At 34.6% G+C, this 17,548-nt stretch carries 15 protein-coding genes; 5 read left to right on the top strand and 10 right to left on the bottom strand.

Annotated elements, in window-relative coordinates:
* Positions 1-1,626 (bottom strand): SdrD B-like domain-containing protein (locus U9Q18_04730; protein ID MEA3313662.1); only part of this gene is annotated, 1,626 nt, incomplete at its 3' end.
* Between the two features lie 323 nt (positions 1,627-1,949).
* Here U9Q18_04730 and U9Q18_04735 point away from each other — a divergent pair.
* The 3 genes from U9Q18_04735 (at position 1,950) to U9Q18_04745 (ending at position 3,454) form a co-directional block, all read left to right on the top strand.
* Entirely contained in the window at positions 1,950-2,507 is a 558-nt protein-coding gene (locus tag U9Q18_04735; protein ID MEA3313663.1) for a chromate transporter, read from the top strand.
* Complete coding sequence (locus U9Q18_04740) at positions 2,494-3,015, top strand: chromate transporter (GenBank protein MEA3313664.1); 522 nt, start codon at positions 2,494-2,496, stop codon at positions 3,013-3,015. The genes U9Q18_04735 and U9Q18_04740 overlap by 14 nt, the downstream gene beginning before the upstream one ends.
* A 160-nt stretch (positions 3,016-3,175) precedes the next feature.
* Entirely contained in the window at positions 3,176-3,454 is a 279-nt protein-coding gene (locus U9Q18_04745; protein ID MEA3313665.1) for a hypothetical protein, read from the top strand.
* A 102-nt stretch (positions 3,455-3,556) separates the two neighbouring features.
* On the opposite strand, the gene U9Q18_04750 is transcribed toward U9Q18_04745, so the two are convergent.
* The 3 genes from U9Q18_04750 to U9Q18_04760 all read right to left on the bottom strand — a co-directional run bounded on the left by U9Q18_04750 (position 3,557) and on the right by U9Q18_04760 (position 8,004).
* Positions 3,557-5,287, bottom strand: a complete 1,731-nt coding sequence (locus tag U9Q18_04750; GenBank protein ID MEA3313666.1) for a carbon starvation protein A — start codon at positions 5,285-5,287, stop codon at positions 3,557-3,559.
* A gap of 285 nt (positions 5,288-5,572) precedes the next feature.
* Positions 5,573-6,289 (bottom strand): LytTR family DNA-binding domain-containing protein, encoded by a 717-nt coding sequence (locus U9Q18_04755; protein MEA3313667.1) that lies wholly within the window; start codon positions 6,287-6,289, stop codon positions 5,573-5,575.
* The gene (locus U9Q18_04760; protein ID MEA3313668.1) at positions 6,235-8,004 is read right to left on the bottom strand and encodes a LytS/YhcK type 5TM receptor domain-containing protein; all 1,770 of its coding nucleotides are present in this window, start codon (positions 8,002-8,004) and stop codon (positions 6,235-6,237) included. The genes U9Q18_04755 and U9Q18_04760 overlap by 55 nt, the downstream gene beginning before the upstream one ends.
* A 53-nt stretch (positions 8,005-8,057) precedes the next feature.
* On the opposite strand from U9Q18_04760, the gene U9Q18_04765 reads away from it, so the two are divergent.
* The gene (locus U9Q18_04765) at positions 8,058-8,717 is read left to right on the top strand and encodes an MBL fold metallo-hydrolase (protein MEA3313669.1); all 660 of its coding nucleotides are present in this window, start codon (positions 8,058-8,060) and stop codon (positions 8,715-8,717) included.
* Positions 8,718-8,780: 63 nt separating this feature from the next.
* Here the strand turns inward: U9Q18_04765 and U9Q18_04770 are convergent, their stop codons facing one another.
* The 5 genes from U9Q18_04770 to U9Q18_04790 all read right to left on the bottom strand — a co-directional run bounded on the left by U9Q18_04770 (position 8,781) and on the right by U9Q18_04790 (position 14,351).
* On the bottom strand, positions 8,781-9,542 hold the full coding sequence (locus U9Q18_04770; protein ID MEA3313670.1) for an FRG domain-containing protein: 762 nt from the start codon (positions 9,540-9,542) through the stop codon (positions 8,781-8,783).
* 147 nt (positions 9,543-9,689) lie between these two features.
* Entirely contained in the window at positions 9,690-10,325 is a 636-nt protein-coding gene (locus U9Q18_04775; protein MEA3313671.1) for a hypothetical protein, read from the bottom strand.
* A gap of 10 nt (positions 10,326-10,335) precedes the next feature.
* A complete protein-coding gene (locus tag U9Q18_04780; GenBank protein MEA3313672.1) occupies positions 10,336-10,851 on the bottom strand; it encodes an isochorismatase family cysteine hydrolase in 516 nt (171 codons plus the stop codon).
* Positions 10,852-10,999: 148 nt separating this feature from the next.
* Entirely contained in the window at positions 11,000-12,589 is a 1,590-nt protein-coding gene (locus tag U9Q18_04785) for an ABC-F family ATP-binding cassette domain-containing protein (GenBank protein ID MEA3313673.1), read from the bottom strand.
* A 169-nt stretch (positions 12,590-12,758) separates the two neighbouring features.
* On the bottom strand, positions 12,759-14,351 hold the full coding sequence (locus U9Q18_04790; GenBank protein ID MEA3313674.1) for a CTP synthase: 1,593 nt from the start codon (positions 14,349-14,351) through the stop codon (positions 12,759-12,761).
* 214 nt (positions 14,352-14,565) lie between these two features.
* Here U9Q18_04790 and U9Q18_04795 point away from each other — a divergent pair, with 214 nt between their 5' ends.
* Complete coding sequence (locus U9Q18_04795; protein ID MEA3313675.1) at positions 14,566-15,447, top strand: fumarylacetoacetate hydrolase family protein; 882 nt, start codon at positions 14,566-14,568, stop codon at positions 15,445-15,447.
* 332 nt (positions 15,448-15,779) lie between these two features.
* Here U9Q18_04795 and U9Q18_04800 read toward each other — a convergent pair whose 3' ends face one another.
* Positions 15,780-17,429 carry a hypothetical protein gene (locus U9Q18_04800; protein ID MEA3313676.1) on the bottom strand — a complete coding sequence of 550 codons (1,650 nt, stop codon included), beginning with the start codon at positions 17,427-17,429 and terminating at the stop codon, positions 15,780-15,782.
* Positions 17,430-17,548: the final 119 nt, after the last annotated feature.

The raw sequence follows: 17,548 nt of genomic DNA on the forward strand, positions 1-17,548 counted from the left end.
ATTCAATGCATCTGAAGGCCCATAATTTCCAACAGTAATTGTGTATGCAAGGACACCTATGTCTCCCGGTGTAATATCATGGCAGATTTTGTATACATATATATCTGCATCTGTTGTGATTGTATTGGTACATGTATCTGAGTTGTTCGCTACCTGTGCATCTGGAGTATCTGATGTAACAATAGCTGTGTTGGGATCTATCGTTGTAAGGGATGAAGATACATCAGCATAGATTGTTACTATATGTGATACGCCACTTGCTATTGTGCCAAAGCTGTGTGAACCAGTCCATGATACTTGACTTCCACCATCAACTGCATATGTTGCATTTGAAAGGCCTGCAGGAAGCGTATCTGTGAGGACAAAATTCAATGCATCTGAAGGCCCATAATTTCCAACAGTAATTGTGTATGCAAGGACACCTATGTCTCCCGGTGTAATATCATGGCAGATTTTGTATACATATATATCTGCATCTGTTGTGATTGTATTGCCAAAGTTTATATCAGTTGCATCTGCGTCAGATATTGTAACATCGTAGTATCCAGATGCAGGATACGTCTGAGTCCATCCGGGTTGAGCAACTTCAGAAACGTTGTATGTACCGGGAAGAAGATCTGTAAATGAATAGTTTCCATTGCCATCCGTTATTTCGGTCTTTATTATTGCTCCAGTCGAATCCTTAAGATTTATCGTCCAACCGGAAAGTCCAGGTTCGCCTGTATCTTTTACTCCATTGTTATCAATGTCGTTAAACTTCATACCGGAGATGGAATAGCCCTCCACAACTATAGTTGGCCCAGTAGTATAATCATTGTAATGAAAGTTCTCTCCCGAATCTTTAGTTTGATCATATATAAATGAACCCAATGAAGTACTTCCTAAAGCAATAGCTTTAAATGTCCAGGTAGATGTCATAGGGTTGCCACCTGCGTTGTGCAAAAGTAAGTCATTAGAAGAAGAACTATCATACGTGGTTGAAACTCCTATGGGTTGTACTATTGTTGGGTCATATCCGACTATTGGCACTTCTATATGCGGATAATTGAAAGTGGACGTGGTTGATATAACGGTTACAGTAAATATTTGGTCTATTTTTGGTAAAGGGGTGGAAGGAGTTATCGAGTCAACTGAATTTCTATTCTGAGAGATGAGCTTTTTAACAATAAGTGTGCCAGATATGGTTGCTGAACTAACATTTGTTCCTGAAACTGTTACAGTATAATCTTTGGTTGTATAGTAAGCTAAATCAGTTCTTTGTACATCAACAAGAAAGAAAACATCTATTGCCGAGCCTACATCAATTGTATTAATAGTCTTTGGACCTAGATCGGTTGAAGTTATGAATGCACTACCACTACCCAAGATTAATTGCGCAGCAACATTAGTAGCTGTTTCACCACCTGTATTTGCTATATGAACCTGTATGAGAAATTGATTTGGTCCATCGGCAACTTTGTTGCTGTCAAGTCCTATTATGTCCCAGGAACCTTTTGTGAGCTCTAACGTAGTAGTAGCACTAACTGCATAAATTCTTGATAACCCTACAAAACCAAGGTTAAAGACAAGTAAAAAAACTAATAAAAAAAGTGATAGAGTAAATAACCACCCTTTCTTTGTTTTCATATGTTCCTCCTTTTTTTGCAAAAAAAGGAGGACCGGTTTTGCCATTGACTCAGCTTAGGTTAAGGCAACCAATAATTCTCACCTAAACGTCAAAGTCTTCCCCCAATAAATATTGTAAAATTAGTATACATAATATTTTTGAGCTTGTCAAGGGACAAAAAACCTATAAAACCACAAATTCATCTAAAATGCCCAGTATCTGTCAACATTTATTATAATTTATAAAATTTTTTTAATTTTTACAAAAACTAAATTTTATTATCTCTCTGGCGTCAAAATGTAGTTTATATTGTTTTTATCGCTTATTTCTATAGAATAAAAAGATGAACAAAAAAATAAATGCATTAAAACTGTTTGGCATCTTTTTTTACATTGGTCTGTTTACACTCGGTGGCGGCTATGCAATGATACCCATTATGAAACAAAAACTTGCAGCAAAAAACAGATATATCAGCGAAGATGATTTTATTGAAGTGCTCGCAGTATCGCAGATAACCCCGGGCCCTATAGCAATTAATATGGCAACATTTATCGGATATAAGGAGTTGGGTATATTGGGCTCAATAATAGCAACCCTGGGAGTGATTCTCCCTTCTCTTATAATTATTCTGCTCCTTTCAATATATTTTACAGGAATAACTAGTAACACCACTGTACTTAAATTCTTTTCAGGAATTTTAACAGGAATTGTAGCGGAAATTGTATACGTCACAATTGATATCACAAAAAAAATAAAGATAGATTTTTTTAACCTATCAATACTTACTCTCTCCTTAGTAGAAATTTTTATAATAAAATTGAATCCAATATATGTAATCCTTGTAGGTGGTGGCTTAGGGATTTTATTTAAAACAAGGGAATTTAAAAATGTTTCTTCTTAAAGTATATCTGGAATTCTTTAAAATTGGCGCATTTACATTTGGTGGAGGACAAGCAATGATTCCCATCCTGCAAAGAGAACTTGTAACAAATCTTCACTGGATTACAATAAAAGATTTTTTGAATTTTGTTTCCGTTGCAGAAATTACTCCAGGCCCTATATCGATCAACATTGCAACGTTTATAGGATACAGAGTCCACGGGGTGTTAGGCGCCATTATCAGCACAGCAGGCGTTGCTTCTCCTTCGTTTATACTTATTCTGCTTATTGCAACAGCAATGAAAAAATTGCAAACACATCCTGTGTATCGTGCTTTTATGGCAGGCATAAAACCCGTAATAATAGCTCTTTTGATAAGTACAGCATATATTATTGCAAGTCGCGGCTTCCATAACAACATGCTTCCATATGTCTTTTCGATAATTGCTTTTATTGTGCTTATTAAGTTTAGACTAAATGCATCTCTTCTTTTATTGATAATGGGTGCTACAGGAATTTTCCTATTGTAATTTCATAGTAATTCTCAAAACGATTATAGTAAATTACATCTTGCTACCCCACAACAAAGAAAAAACTATTAGTGCCATTTTGCGTAAGCACTACTTAAGTGAATAATAAATTTTGAAAAAAATAATAAATATAATTATAATAATTATAGGAGGTGGTTGTATGATTTTTATAGGTTTTAGAAGGCAAATAGGAAGAGTAGATGTAAGAAGCGTAGTCAAATACACAGAAGAGGAAAAGGAAAGATATGCAGAGATATACTTTCTGCATACCAAACCACTCCATCCTACTGTTCAAGAACTTATAGAAAAAGCCGGATTTAAGGAAATTAAAACAACGAACTTCAAAAAAGAAATTGCTAAACTAAAAGAAAAGGATAAAGTGGAAGTATTTGATCTAAACGAGTTTGGAGAAAGAAGATTTTCAAAGGATATATGTTAAAATTTTTAAAATTTATTGTTTTGTAGAAAACTAAATAAGATATCGGAGAACAAAAAGGCTCGCCGTACGGCGAGCCTTTACGCATTACAATCAAAATAGGGATTATCCGATTTCTTCTTTTGCCTCTTTTTCTTCCTTACTTGTATGTGCGATGCTTATAGCAATAATTGCCTCAATAACAAGCCATACCATCAAGATAAATACTATAACGCCGATAACAAGCAACAAAGTATTATGCGATGCTGTAAAGCTTTTAATATTCAACACCATTGCCCAGGCAGTCATAATAACCATAAAGACCATCGGGATAGCAGTGACAACAGAAGGTAATTTCTTTCTTATAAGATATACTGTTGCAGCAAGTAGCACAAGCCCTGCAAGCAGCTGGTTCACTGTGCCGAACAAAGGCCAGAGTACCAATGCACCTTTTCCACCCGGTGATGCAAGAGTAAGAAGATATGCAGTGAAAACTGCTAAGAACGTGGCAATCCATTTATTCTTCATCCAATTCCATTTGAGGCCTTTGCCCCATTCCTGGAATACGTACCTCTGTGCACGTGTTGCAGTATCAAGTGAAGTGCCTGCAAAACTTACAACAAATACGCCCATAATGGTTGTCATAAGTCCAACCATATATTTACTCTGCCCAAATACATATGACATCATATTAACAGAACCTTCAACAAAAGCGCCTATCTTTGCACCAAGTCCTGCTGCTGCAGCCCAAGTAGCATAGTGTTTACCCCATGCAGCCACACCTTCAGAAACATTCGCATGTCTTGCACCTAAACCTGCTGCTACTGCCAATAAAACAATCATAGCAAGCATTCCTTCAGCGATCATTCCGCCATATCCTACCAGTTGTGAATCTGTTTCCTTATCTATCTGTTTAGAAGATGTTCCGGAGCCAACAAGCGAGTGAAAGCCTGAAATTGCACCACAAGCAATTGTTACAAATAGGAGGGGCCACATTGGTGGAGCACCTTCCGGATGTAAGTTTATCACAGGTGCAACAAACGAAAGATGCGTCGGTGCGCGGAACAGTGCAATAAGTCCACCAAGTGTAACAAGGCCCATTGCTACAAGCAACTCGTGTGAGTTAATATAATCTCTCGGCTGAAGTAGTGTTTGCACTGGAAGAGTAGAAGCAAAATAAATATAAATCATCATAATAACAATCCAGATCTGTAAAGCATGGGCACCGGGTATCGTTATTGGGATAAGTACGCCTATTGCAATAGTAATATACATCAAAGCTAGTGCCAACCAAGACCAGGTATGTAAGTTCTTTCCTTTTTTAAATACCATGTATGAAAGCATTACTGAAATAGGAATTTGCATCCATATAGGAAACACTGCAGAGGGATACATATTGAAGAGAAGTCCCATAATTAGTGCAAAAATTGCAATAACAATCCACAATTCAAAGAAGATGACAAAAAAGAATAGTACTTTTGCACGAGGCCCAATAATTTTACCTGTAATTTCACCAATTGAATGGCCTTCATTTCTCATCGATATAACTAATGCCGAGAAATCATGAACTGCACCTGCAAAAACCGTTCCTAATGTAATCCAAAGCAACGCTGGTAACCAACCCCAGATAACTGCGATTGCAGGACCAACAATAGGGCCTGTTCCTGCAATAGAAGTATAATGGTGTCCCCAGAGAACCCATCTGTTTGTCGGCACATAATCCACACCGTCTTCCATTGTATGAGCAGGTGTGGGATTCTTGTCGTTCAGTTTAAAGACTTTTGCAATAAAACCACCATAACCTTTATACATAAGTAAAAACCAGATTATAGCGATAACAAACAATACATAAGCCATAAATTACCCTCCTTTTTGATTAAGCATTTCAAAAATTCTCTTTGTAACTTGTAAAACAACAACCACATTTTGCTACTTACTTCTCAATATGCTTGCCATTTACACCAAAAATGCCAGCATCATCTTACTGACGTTCAACTAATCTTTACTACCTTATCACCTCCTTTTTATAACAAAAATAGCCATTATACTTCCTATTTTATAATTTTACCTACGACAAAAGCAAAAGTCAATAATTTTGCCATAAGCGCAGAAAAATGATACATAAGAGCGAAAAAATCGAAGTTAACTGCGGAAAATTTTTTCTCGAAATTCCTTTTCCCTGTGAGATGATAGAGGAATTCTATCACCGTTATCCATTTCGATAAGGTATTTACCTTTAAACCATGGAATAATTTTCTTAACCTTATTCATATTAATTAAATAACCCTTATGCGCTCTAAAAAAATCATCTTTTTTAAGTTTATCTTCTGCCAATTGAAGTGTAAGACTCTTGCAACGCATATCATGTTCATCTGTCTTTGCAAAAATCTTTTCTTTTTTCGAATAAAGATAAAGAATATCCTGAGGTTTCAAAAGAAAAAGCTCATTTTTTATTTCCCCAATAATAAAATCTAAAGAAGGTTTTTTCTTATCTTTCATCTTATTCCTTATTCTATTTATCATACAAACAAACCGTTTTTCTTTGATTGGTTTTACGATGTAATCAAGCGCATTTAGTTCAAATGCTTTTACTGCATAACCAGAATAAGCTGTAATAAAAACAAGAAGAGGAGCATCTTTCACATTTTGAAGTGTCTCTGCAAGCTGTATGCCGTTAAATCCTGGCATATCAATATCAAAAAATACAACATCGGGAACTTTCGATAATATTGCATTGAGTGCATTAAACGCATTATCACACTCGTCAACAACCTCAAAATCTTTGAAGTGCCCTAAAAGAATTTTTATTTCTTCCCTTGCGGGCTTTTCGTCGTCAACGACAATTGTTCGAATAACCATTTTTTCACTCCTTCCACTGGTATACCAATAACAACCTTTGTGCCTTTACCAGGAGAACTTCTAATTTTGAACTGATAATTGTTTCCGTAGAGATTTTTCATCCGATCAATAACATTTCTTATTCCAATTGATTCATCGGCTCCATACTGGATTATTTCATTGATTTTATCCTTTGAAATTCCCTTGCCTGTATCTTCAATAACAATGTATAACATATTGAGCCTCATATAAGCAGATACAGTAATCTTGAGTTTTTTCACAAAAGAGGAAAAACCATGTTTCACGGCATTTTCTACAATCGGCTGCACGATAAGAGAAGGAATTTTTATTTTGAGTGCCTCTGGGGTTATATTAAACTCGGTAGCAAGTTTATCCCCAAAGCGTTCTTTTTCAATTTTTAGATATGAACGCACAAGCCGTATTTCATCAGACAATTCTACAAAATTTGATTTTCTATCAAGTGTCTCTCTCAAAATAAAGCTTAAGTGATATATAAGTTTTCTTCCCTTTTCAGGATCATTTCTGACAATATATCCAATCGTATTTAAAGTATTAAATAAAAAGTGCGGGTTTATACGTGCCTGTAAAGATTTCAACTGCGAGCGCGTTTTTAATTCTTTCTCTTTTTCTATCTCGTTAAGTTCAATCTGTGTGACCAGGATTGCAGCCAGTCCTTTAGCAAGTTCTTCGTCCAATAAGGTTACTGCATTCCTTTCAACTCTATATAATTTCAAAGTACCAAAAACTTCTCCGTCAGTCGTTTTCAGTGGTACAACAATACCTGAAGAAATAGGACAATTTTTAAAATTGCATCCAACTTCTTTTTCATTCTTTAAAAGTATTGTTTTGCCAGTTTTAATCGCTTCCATTGTTGAAGACGTCCTAAACGGAAAGCCTACTTTATGATGATCTTCTCCTGCGCCAGAAAAAGCAAGTATTTTATCCGTATTGGTAATCGCAACAGCGTCAAGGTTTGTATTCTTAAGAATAATGTGCACAGCTACACCTGCAGTATCTTCAGACAAACCCCTACTTAGAATGGGAAGCGTTTTTTCTGCTATTTTAAGCACTTTTTCTGCTGTAATTGCACTAACTTTTTCCCTTTCTCTCATCGAAACTTGGATTGCAAGAAGAAACAAAGCAACACCAAAGGGATTAGATAAAACCATTGGTCCGGATATTATCTTTACTAACGAAAATGCCTCCGGGAAAGGTCTTGACATAAGAAGAACAAGCCCCATATGACATACTTCTGCAATTGCTGTAAATACAACACCAGGAAGAATGGAAAAAACCTTACCTCGCTTTGTTGTATACAAAACGCCTGCTATTGTACCGTTTAATATTGTTGCAAGAGCACAAGGAGCAGCAGTAAATCCACCTAAAGAAAATCTATGTACGCCTCCTATAAGGCCTGCAATAAGGCCAACAAATGGCCCTCCGAAAAGGCCTCCACTTATAGCACCTATATCTCTTATATTCGCTATTGCGCCATTTACATCAGTCCCAAGATAAGTCCCTAAAATAGAAACACCGCCAAAGAAAACACCCAATATAATTTGCTTTCGCAAAGAATCTTCCAGATTGAATAGAACTCTTATAACGGGCGTCTGGGTAAGAATGAACCCAACTGTTACAATTACTGAAAGCCCTACTGTAAGAGATATATAAATACCAAATACCCCTAATTTGGAGAGGTAATAAATATTTGCCACGGAATTTTAAAACCTCCTTATAACAATTTTTTATTTTTCAGTATAATTATACTATGCTAGATAAAAAATTAGAAATTAACAAAACGGTTATCAACAAATTTACATTTGGGCCACTTGAAACAAATTGTTACGTAGTAAAAAGCAACAATGATATTATTGTGATAGACCCGAGTCCCTTAAAAGAAGGAGAAAAAAACGAGCTCGTAGATTTCATAAAGTCCCTTAGTGGAAAGCTTTGTTTTATTATCGACACGCACGGGCACTTTGACCACATCGGTGGAAACAATATTTTAAAAAAATCTTTTCCTGACGCAAAGATATTAATACATAAAGAGGACAGGGAAAAACTTACCTCTTCCAAAAAAAATGGTTCAAAGCAATTTGGTTTGAATATTACTTCGCCTGATTGCGATAGAGAAGTAAAAGACAAAAAAACAATTAATTTTGGTGATTGTTCTCTTACGATAGAACATACCCCGGGACATACCAAAGGAAGTATCTCACTTGTAGAAAATGGATTTATATTCACAGGAGATACGCTATTCGCAGGAACAGTAGGTATAGCAAGAGAATATAAAAATGCTTTTAATGAAATGATTAATTCAATTAAAGAAAAAATTTTGATACTCCCTGATGATTTTATTATTCTCCCCGGGCATACGGAAAACAGTACAATTAGAGAAGAAAAAATGTTTAATCCGTTCTTGCAATAATTGCTTATAAATTATACATTTAATCACAATACACCTAAATTTTTAACAAAATAGTTAAAAGTGTTATTTCTCTAACGGGCGATTTTTAGACTGATAATAACGGGTAAGCCACATGCTGAGGCCGTCAAGCCCGGGAAACAGTACTCTTTCTTGAACATTTGACTGATCAAGCTTATCCCTTATTTCCCATTTTATTTCTTTAGGTATGATTATTTTTTTATAAATCTCCGGATGTTTGTTAATTACATCTCTCATACGTAATTTTGCAGAAGCGGTAATTGAATGCAGCGCAAACTGGTTAATAATACGCTGGTCCATTGACGGAGGTTCAAAAAACAAAGCAAAACTCTTATCAGCTTTTAATAAATCTCCTATTGCAGGATAGATTTTCTGAAGCATCTCCGTAGTAAAAATGTCTGCATTTTCTTCTTTGAGTAGTTTTTTGAATCGGGCTGGAAGTAATTCATGCATCTTTATATAATCAACACACCAAATTATGCCATCTCTATTATACTTATCAATCTCCTGAGTTGCAAAATGCATTGCAACAAGCGGTGAATATGTCCAATCTAAAAGACGCGTGGGAAGACCATGATGCCTTGCAACAGAAAACCATGTCAAAATAGAATGTTTAGAAGAATCTATCCCGCTATATTTGATAAAATTCTTTATAAGATGGGCCTCTAACTGCCAATATCTCCCGCCTAATCTCATAAGCACTGTATCTAAAGCATACTCTTTGTCTGAAAGACCCCTATACACATAATCCGACCGAAAACGCCCGATACTCTTAAGCGTCCTTGATTGGTTGTATAAAACTTCCATAGCCTCCTGCCAGGAGTGTATCACATATTCATTCATATAATTATATTATAAAAACTTTGTTAAATTGCAACAAAATAGTAATAGTCCTTTGAGAGCTAAAAAATCGGTCATTAAGCTTATTTTGTTTTGATGAGTTAGTGTAAAAAGTCAATCCCGTTTAAGCCACGTTATGTATGGCAATTTGCCTTTTTTCCCAGTGCCAATTTCTTTTTTCTTGTTTTTTCCTTTTTTGGAACTACTTGCTACACGAAGACGTATAATTTTTCTTTTATTCATTTCTGAAAGCTTTGCATCTAAATCTTTATTTGTAAATAAAAATCCCATTTTTTTTAATTCCTTTTTTAAGATAGATACCGGGACAAAATCATCCATACCTTCATTCATATTGACATTGTCATATGCAATAAGCATATCTTTCTCTGTAGGAAAACTGCTAGATCTCGCCATTCGCATATTAAGAAACACTTCATCTATGTATTCAAAAACCCTGTCTACTTTTTCATTCAAATCTACAATACCCTGATAAATCTTCTTCGTGATCTTTTCTAATTCGTCCCGTGTCATATAATCGGATGCTCTTCTATTCTTTGTGATGCCAGAAATAATAAATTTGCCGCTACTATTTTTCTCAACTTTCCCCTCGTTTAGAAGATCTTCCAAAAATTGTTTTGTCAAAATATAATTTGCATTTCTCGTACTCTTTGTTTCAGCAAGTGTAAAAACACTCACGCCATTCTTGCCTGCCTTTTTAATCATCTTCAAAATCCCTTCTTTGCTTTTCATAAATACCTCCTTATACAAGCTTTATTTTAAAAACATCTCTAAGCTGCTTTTTCATATACTCTTCATCTTCTTTTGTAAGCCCTGCTACGCATTTAATTGGGACAACAATTTTATATCCGCGCATCACTCCATCCGCTACCGTATAATGAACACATATATTCATCGCTACCCCCGTAACATAAAGAGTATCTACTTCAAGTATTTTTAATAAAGTATGAAGAGTAGTGCCATAAAAACCTGAATAACTCTTCTTTTTAATCACATAATCATCAGCGTCAGGCTTTAGTTCACCAACAATTTCCGCACCTTTTGTGCCTTCAACACAATGAGGAGGCCACAATTCAAATTCCGGATCATTTTCTAAATGTGAATCACAAATATATATGACAGGAAAACCATTTTTCTCAAACTCCATACGTAAATCATTAATGAAGGGAACAATTTCTTTTGCGCCTTCTACCTTGAGCTCCCCTCCATCCTCCACAAAATCATTCAGCATATCCACGATAAGAAGTGTTTTTTTCATACTTTCATCCTCTAATACTTTTTTTCTCTTCAAATATTATAGTGCATTTTTTATTTTATGAATAGCAAAAATAAAGAATGCCCACAAAATCGATTTCGTTTCTATCAAAAGCAAACAAAGATGTATTTAACTATTTCCTGCTTTGTTTTTATAAATACACTACTTTTGTTGCAATTCTATCTACAAAATGCTTGTCATGTTCGACAAACAATAAAGTAGGTTTGTATTGTAAAATAACATCTTCCAACTGCTCTCTGGTAATTAAATCGATGTAATTCAAAGGTTCATCCCACAAAAGTAAATCAGAAGCTGTTAAAAACGAACGACATAAATCTACTTTTTTTCTCTCGCCTTCACTAAATGTTTCAAGTGGTCTGCCAAATACTTCGCCCGATACACCAAGACTTCCCAAAATATTGCGGAACCTCGTTTCATCTATGTCACATTTAATTAAATGCTCTCGCAACATCCCATTATTCCATAGTGGATTTTGATAAGCTCTTGTAATTATTAAACGCTCGGGTTTATAGATTTTCCCTCGCTGAATTTTAACTCCATCTGAAACAGTATTTAACAAAGTCGTCTTACCACTCCCATTTTTACCAACAATAGCAATCCTATCTTCTCTTCCCATCACAAGCGAAAAATCTTTAATAATTGTTTTGCCCTTTATGCTGACAAAAATATGATCTAATCTTAAAATGTTTTGAGGCAAATCAGCGCTGACATCTAATTTTAATCTTCTTTCTTTATCAAAATCATTAAGAAGGTATTTTCTTTCCTCAATCTTCGATTCTGTTCTCTTTTCTATATTTAGTGCTCGTTTCATGGATTTTGCCGCTCTATGCCCAACAAAACCTTTATCAGCCCTTTCTTTTTGGTCAGTCTTTATTTTTTTGTCCGATTCTCTATTATTTGCCCAGTTTCTCCTCTTTGTCGCGGCAATTTTTAAAGATTTTATTTCTTTTTGTAAATTCTTCCTTTTACGTTTTTCAAACTCTTTTCTAATATCTCTATTATGTTTCCAGGAGGAAAAATTACCTTTTTCAATATAAACATTTTTTTTATTAATAAATAAAATATGGTCTACGCATATATCTAAAAGATATCTATCGTGTGAAACTAGAATAAACCCGCTCTTTTGAATAAGGTACTCGCCCAATAATTTCCTTCCTTCTAAATCAAGGTGGTTTGTCGGTTCATCAATCAATAAAAAATATCCTCTTTTCAAAAACAATGAGACAATTAATACACGCGTTCTTTCTCCCGCACTCAGAGTGTTAAAACCACGCTTTAACAATTCTGAACTCATTTTCATCATATACATCTCTTTTTCAATTAGTGCATCAATTTCGTATCCACCTGCATCTTGGTATTTTTCCAGTATTTCCCCATATCTTTCTAAATTACTTGCATTACTATTGTTCAACAGTTGCCTCATTTGTTCTTCCCATTGATAAAATGGAGCTATACTATCTTTTATTACATCTAATGTGGTTTTTAAGATTGTTTTAGGTTCATAAGGAAAATACTCAGTTTTCATCGATACATTAATTTTCCCTTTTGTTGGAACAATTTTCCCCATTATCAAATTAAGAAGCGTAGTTTTGCCTTCCCCGTTTCTCCCAACAATACCTGTTTTCCACACAGTATCTATTGATATAGACAAATTATTAAAGACTGGTATAGATGATGAATCATACTGAAAATACACTCTATTAAATTGAATTAATGACATAAATATTCCTTCTCCTTATAATATACTAATCATTCAAGATTATCCTTGCATATTGCCAGTTTAAATACTGTTTGCGTCCATCTTCAACGTTTTATTAAAAAATTTGACCTTACTCTTCGCTCTCTTTTCGCATTTTATTTTTTATTATCTTGTTGTCAAGCAAATATTTTTAAGTACTTTTCATAGCGCGGACAAAAGCTGTAAACAATGGATGGGGTGAGAGTGGACGGGATTTAAATTCAGGATGAAATTGTACCCCAACAAAAAATGGATGTTCACATATCTCGACAATTTCTCCAAGGTGCTTTTCAGTATACTCCCCGACTATCTTTAATCCCTTATCTTCAATTTGTTCCCTATAACCATTGTTTAATTCATATCTATGTCTGTGCCTCTCAAACACATAAGGTTTATTGCCATAAAATTTGTACACATTCGATTTTTTAATAAAATCACACTTGTACACACCCAGTCTCATTGTGCCACCTTTATCCGTTATACCCTTTTGTTCTTCCATAAGGTCAATCACAGGATGTGTCGTCCGAGGCATAAACTCCGCGCTATGAGCATCTTTCCATTTCAAAACATTTCTTGCAAATTCAATTACAGCAACCTGCATACCCAGACAAATACCAAAATATGGTATTTTATTTTCTCTAGCAAATTGCGCAGCAATAATCATTCCTTCAATGCCCCTTTTTCCAAAACCGCCTGGAACAAGAATGCCATTTACTCCTTCTAAGGAAGAAGTTGAAGTTTCTAAAAGTTCTGATTCAATCCATTGTATATCAACATTTACACCTGCCTCAAAAGAACTGTGTCTAATTGCTTCATTCAACGAAAGATAAGCATCTTGCAATTTTATATACTTTCCAACTATAGCAAGCTTCACTGTCCCTTTTCTCGCTATCCCCTTTTTTATCATCTCCTGCCAATCAGAAAGTTTTGGTTCTCTTTCTCTGAGATGTAAAATTCTTGAGAGTGTACAACTTATACCTTCTCTTTCGAGAATTAAGGGAACCTTATAAATTAAATCAGCATTGCTTAAAGAAAAGATATTCTCCTCGCGTACATTTGTAAAGAGTGCAATTTTCTTTTTTTCCTCTTTACCTATATCCTTTTCGCCTCTTGCAATAATAATATCTGGTTGAATACCTATTTTCCTGAGTTCTCCTACGCTGTGCTGTGTAGGTTTTGTTTTAAGTTCGCCTGTCATTTTAAGATAAGGAATATAAGTAAGATGGACAAAAGCAACATTTCCTTCCCCTTCTTCCATTTTAAATTCTCTTATTGATTCAATAAATGGCAAGCTTTCTATATCTCCAACTGTTCCTCCCACTTCAACAATTATTATCTCTTTATTCGAATTCTCAGATACAATTCTTATTCTTTTCTTGATCTCTGCTGTTATATGTGGAATAATTTGTACAGTTGAACCTAAGTAATCGCCTCTTCTTTCTTTTTGAATGACAGTTTGATAGACTTGCCCACTTGTTACATTATTTTCCTGGAAAAGATCCTCATCAAGAAATCTCTCATAATGTCCAAGGTCTAAATCTGTTTCTGCTCCATCTTCAGTAACAAACACTTCTCCATGCTGAAAGGGGTTTTGTGAGCCTGCATCGATATTTAAATAGGGATCAAATTTTAAAATCGTAACCTTGTAACCCTCGCTTTTTAGAATTCTCCCTATAGATGCAGAGCTAATCCCTTTTCCAAGAGAGGACATTACTCCACCTGTAACAAAGATGTACTTTTTCATTTTTTACAACCCTCCATGTGTAACATTTTTCCTGCTCTCCTAAAACAGAAGTTATACAAGAATTTAAGACAACCTCTCTCTGTATATATTCCTTTTTGATATAGATTAATTTATTTTTACAAAAAATCAAACCAAGAATTACAAAAAACAATTTCTAATTCATTAATTTTTATAACAAGAACTTTAAAATATAGACAAAATAAGAGGAGGCAAAATGAAAATCTGTACATTTAAAGAAGAAAAAATTGAAAAAGTAGGAATCATTTACGAAGAACAAGTCATTGATATTGCACTTTTATCAGACACACTAAGCAACCTCGGAAAAGAAGAATTTCCTACCATCTGGAGTATCATTGAGCTAATTCAAAAATGGGAAAAAGTTAAAAAAATGATGAAAGTAGGGGGAAAAACATTTGGGAATAAATTTCTTCCAATTTTCTCTGTAAAAAAACCAGAACTTGGCGCACCCGCGGCAAGAGAAAGCAAAATCATATGTCTTGGCAAAAACTACTCTGCACATGCAAAAGAAACAGGAAGTAGTGTCCCGGAAGCACCAATACTTTTTGGCAAATTTGCCGATTGCGTAGTAGCAAATGAGGCTCCAGTTATCTATCCTGCATATGCAAAAAGAATAGACCCTGAAATAGAACTTGCTGTAGTCATAAGCAAAGCAGGCAAAAATATTCCGATAAAAAACGCAATGGAATATGTATTCGGCTATACAATTGCAAATGACATTACAGAGAGAGAAATAGAATACAGTGATATGAAAAAAGGACAGCCATGGTTCAGATCAAAAAACTTCGATACAGCAATGCCAATAGGGCCGTACATTGTGACAAAAGATGAAATTAAAAATCCGCATAAACTGAACATTGAGCTCAGTGTAAATGGAAAAGTACGTCAAAAAGGAAACACCAGAGATATGATTTTTAAGATTAATTATCTTATTTATTACATTTCTCAATACCTAACCCTTTATCCCGGAGATATCATCTCAACAGGTACAGTATCAGGTATTGCACCGGTTAAAAAGGGTGACGTAATACAGTGTTATATAGAAAAAATAGGAACGCTAAAAAACAGGGTAAAATAAACAGACAAAAAAATTTAGAATAGAGAGCATGTTTCTAAAAGCAAAAAAGATTGTTTATAAGCCCATAAAGAATAATATAAGACGTATGGTGCAAAGATAAGAGACATAGCTAATTCTGTCGGTATACCGCCCTCAAATACCTGCCCGAAAAGTAGGCACGTCTTGCAAACTATTCTATTGCAACAAGTTACTTTCTTGTATCGTAAATTCCCACAAAAAACAAGATACAAAAAATCTGTTAAAACCATTTCTTTCGGAGCAAAATATTTACCTTTCAAAAACATTTTATTGCACTGCATATCAATAAAAATACAGACGTCAAATATATAAATTTATCCCTTCCCATTAACATTTGGAAACTTTAAGCGGGCACTATCCTTAATCAAAAATTCAGATATTACTTTTTTATCAGCAGCCATCACTTGAATGGAGTCTTCTGTCCTAACAAGAATGCCTATAATGTTATTATTTTTTATTGCACATATATAGTCCTCGATACCAATAATTTTAATATCTTTGTACAACCCCAGGACAAAAGTTTCGCGAACAAGAATTTTTCCGTAAGGATCCGAGGGAAATAAATACTTTTTAAATTTCATAATGCTTTCTTCAAGCTTACAAAAATAATTTTTAATATCAACAAGCTGCAAGCCACTCCACCCTGCCTGGCAATAAAACTTATTATCAGTTGACAGTACATAGTTTGTGTCAATGGGGCTGGATGGAGTTGGCCCGGCACCTTCTTCTATAAAAATATTGTGCCAGACACCTTTTTCACTATTTATATTCCATGTGTAAAGAAGAAGTTTTATTTCTAGTAGCGATGGTTTAGCGGGAAGAGAATAAGAAATAAGTACGTTTATATTATCGCCATCATTGTAAACAACAACCGGATGCCCATAATCTACAACCGAATACTCAGTGCCGTCCGGTCCTTTGACAACAGAAGTAAAGTGCATTTCTTTTTCAACATATTGCTCGCCATTCCATATTTTTATTAAGTAGTGGAAATATCCATCGTTTTCCTCAGTTAATTTAATCATTATCAAATTGTTTCCAAAAAGTTTCGGTGAAGACCCAACCGAAACATCAATCTTTTCCATTCTTTGATATATAGACATAATAACCTTTGCGGTATCCGGCAAAATTATATAACTCTCTCCATCCCAGGACAGTGGAAAAGCCCAATTTTCAACTGGTACTAAGTATGGAGTAGGCGGAACTGTATAAACAACCTTGCCTGTTGAAATAATTTTCCCTCCCTGTGAATCCCAGTAATTGAGATATGCTTTAATTTCCGAATTAGCAGCGGTTTTAAACACAAGAAAAGGAATAAAATCTTCTGAAACAACATTTTCAGTATTTTCAACAATCCCTTCCATTAACGCAAATCCTTCTTCTTCCCACTCCTCACTTGCTTTAGGTGTCAATATTTGGGTTAACACAAAATGTGGCTCTTCATCTATCACTGTATTTACAAAGAATTGAAGTGTACTTTTGATAATATTCCCCTGGCTATCTATATTAGCAACTGCTTTAAGCACAAAATTAAAAACTTCTTGGTTCCCAATGGAATTTTTCAATTCTTTACGCCAACTATCAAGAGATATTTCTGCTTTATCTATTTGTGTCTGAGAAAGCTCTCCCTTTTTTAAATCCAGGTACCTCAACATACCTTTTATTGTAGGCAAGTCGTCAACTTTTTCAGCTTTTAGTGTCATAATAATTTTTGTATTAAAAACTATTTCTGCCTTATCACCCTCAAAGACCCATGCCTCCGGTGTCGTTTCAACTAAAAAATCCTTATAATAATTGGAATTATTTTCAACGATCCAGCTTTTCATCTCCTCAGAAAGCTGATGAATAATAATATCAGAATTATATATCGTTCTTTTATGTAAAATATCTTTAAAGAAAAAAACAGATAAAGTTATTATGGCAGTTAAGATAATGATTAAAATGATTAAGGACTTCTTTTTCATATTACCCTGATGCCCCTCCTGCTATAAAAAACATCAATTTACTTCTACTAAAACTTTTTCTAAATTATACCACAATTAAGCATTTTATCATGTATAAAAAATTTTTTATTTTAAAATTA

The organism is Caldisericota bacterium (genome assembly GCA_034717215.1).
GTDB lineage: Bacteria > Caldisericota > Caldisericia > Caldisericales > Caldisericaceae > UBA646.

Bases quoted from the DNA above. Each gene is read 5' to 3' on its own strand.
- U9Q18_04735 (MEA3313663.1), top strand. From the start codon at position 1,950: ATGAACAAAAAAATAAATGCATTAAAACTGTTTGGCATCTTTTTTTAC.
- U9Q18_04740 (MEA3313664.1), top strand. From the start codon at position 2,494: ATGTTTCTTCTTAAAGTATATCTGGAATTCTTTAAAATTGGCGCATTT.
- U9Q18_04745 (MEA3313665.1), top strand. From the start codon at position 3,176: ATGATTTTTATAGGTTTTAGAAGGCAAATAGGAAGAGTAGATGTAAGA.
- U9Q18_04750 (MEA3313666.1), bottom strand. From the start codon at position 5,287: ATGGCTTATGTATTGTTTGTTATCGCTATAATCTGGTTTTTACTTATG.
- U9Q18_04755 (MEA3313667.1), bottom strand. From the start codon at position 6,289: ATGGTTATTCGAACAATTGTCGTTGACGACGAAAAGCCCGCAAGGGAA.
- U9Q18_04765 (MEA3313669.1), top strand. From the start codon at position 8,058: ATGCTAGATAAAAAATTAGAAATTAACAAAACGGTTATCAACAAATTT.
- U9Q18_04770 (MEA3313670.1), bottom strand. From the start codon at position 9,542: ATGGAAGTTTTATACAACCAATCAAGGACGCTTAAGAGTATCGGGCGT.
- U9Q18_04775 (MEA3313671.1), bottom strand. From the start codon at position 10,325: ATGAAAAGCAAAGAAGGGATTTTGAAGATGATTAAAAAGGCAGGCAAG.
- U9Q18_04780 (MEA3313672.1), bottom strand. From the start codon at position 10,851: ATGAAAAAAACACTTCTTATCGTGGATATGCTGAATGATTTTGTGGAG.
- U9Q18_04785 (MEA3313673.1), bottom strand. From the start codon at position 12,589: ATGTCATTAATTCAATTTAATAGAGTGTATTTTCAGTATGATTCATCA.
- U9Q18_04790 (MEA3313674.1), bottom strand. From the start codon at position 14,351: ATGAAAAAGTACATCTTTGTTACAGGTGGAGTAATGTCCTCTCTTGGA.
- U9Q18_04795 (MEA3313675.1), top strand. From the start codon at position 14,566: ATGAAAATCTGTACATTTAAAGAAGAAAAAATTGAAAAAGTAGGAATC.
- U9Q18_04800 (MEA3313676.1), bottom strand. From the start codon at position 17,429: ATGAAAAAGAAGTCCTTAATCATTTTAATCATTATCTTAACTGCCATA.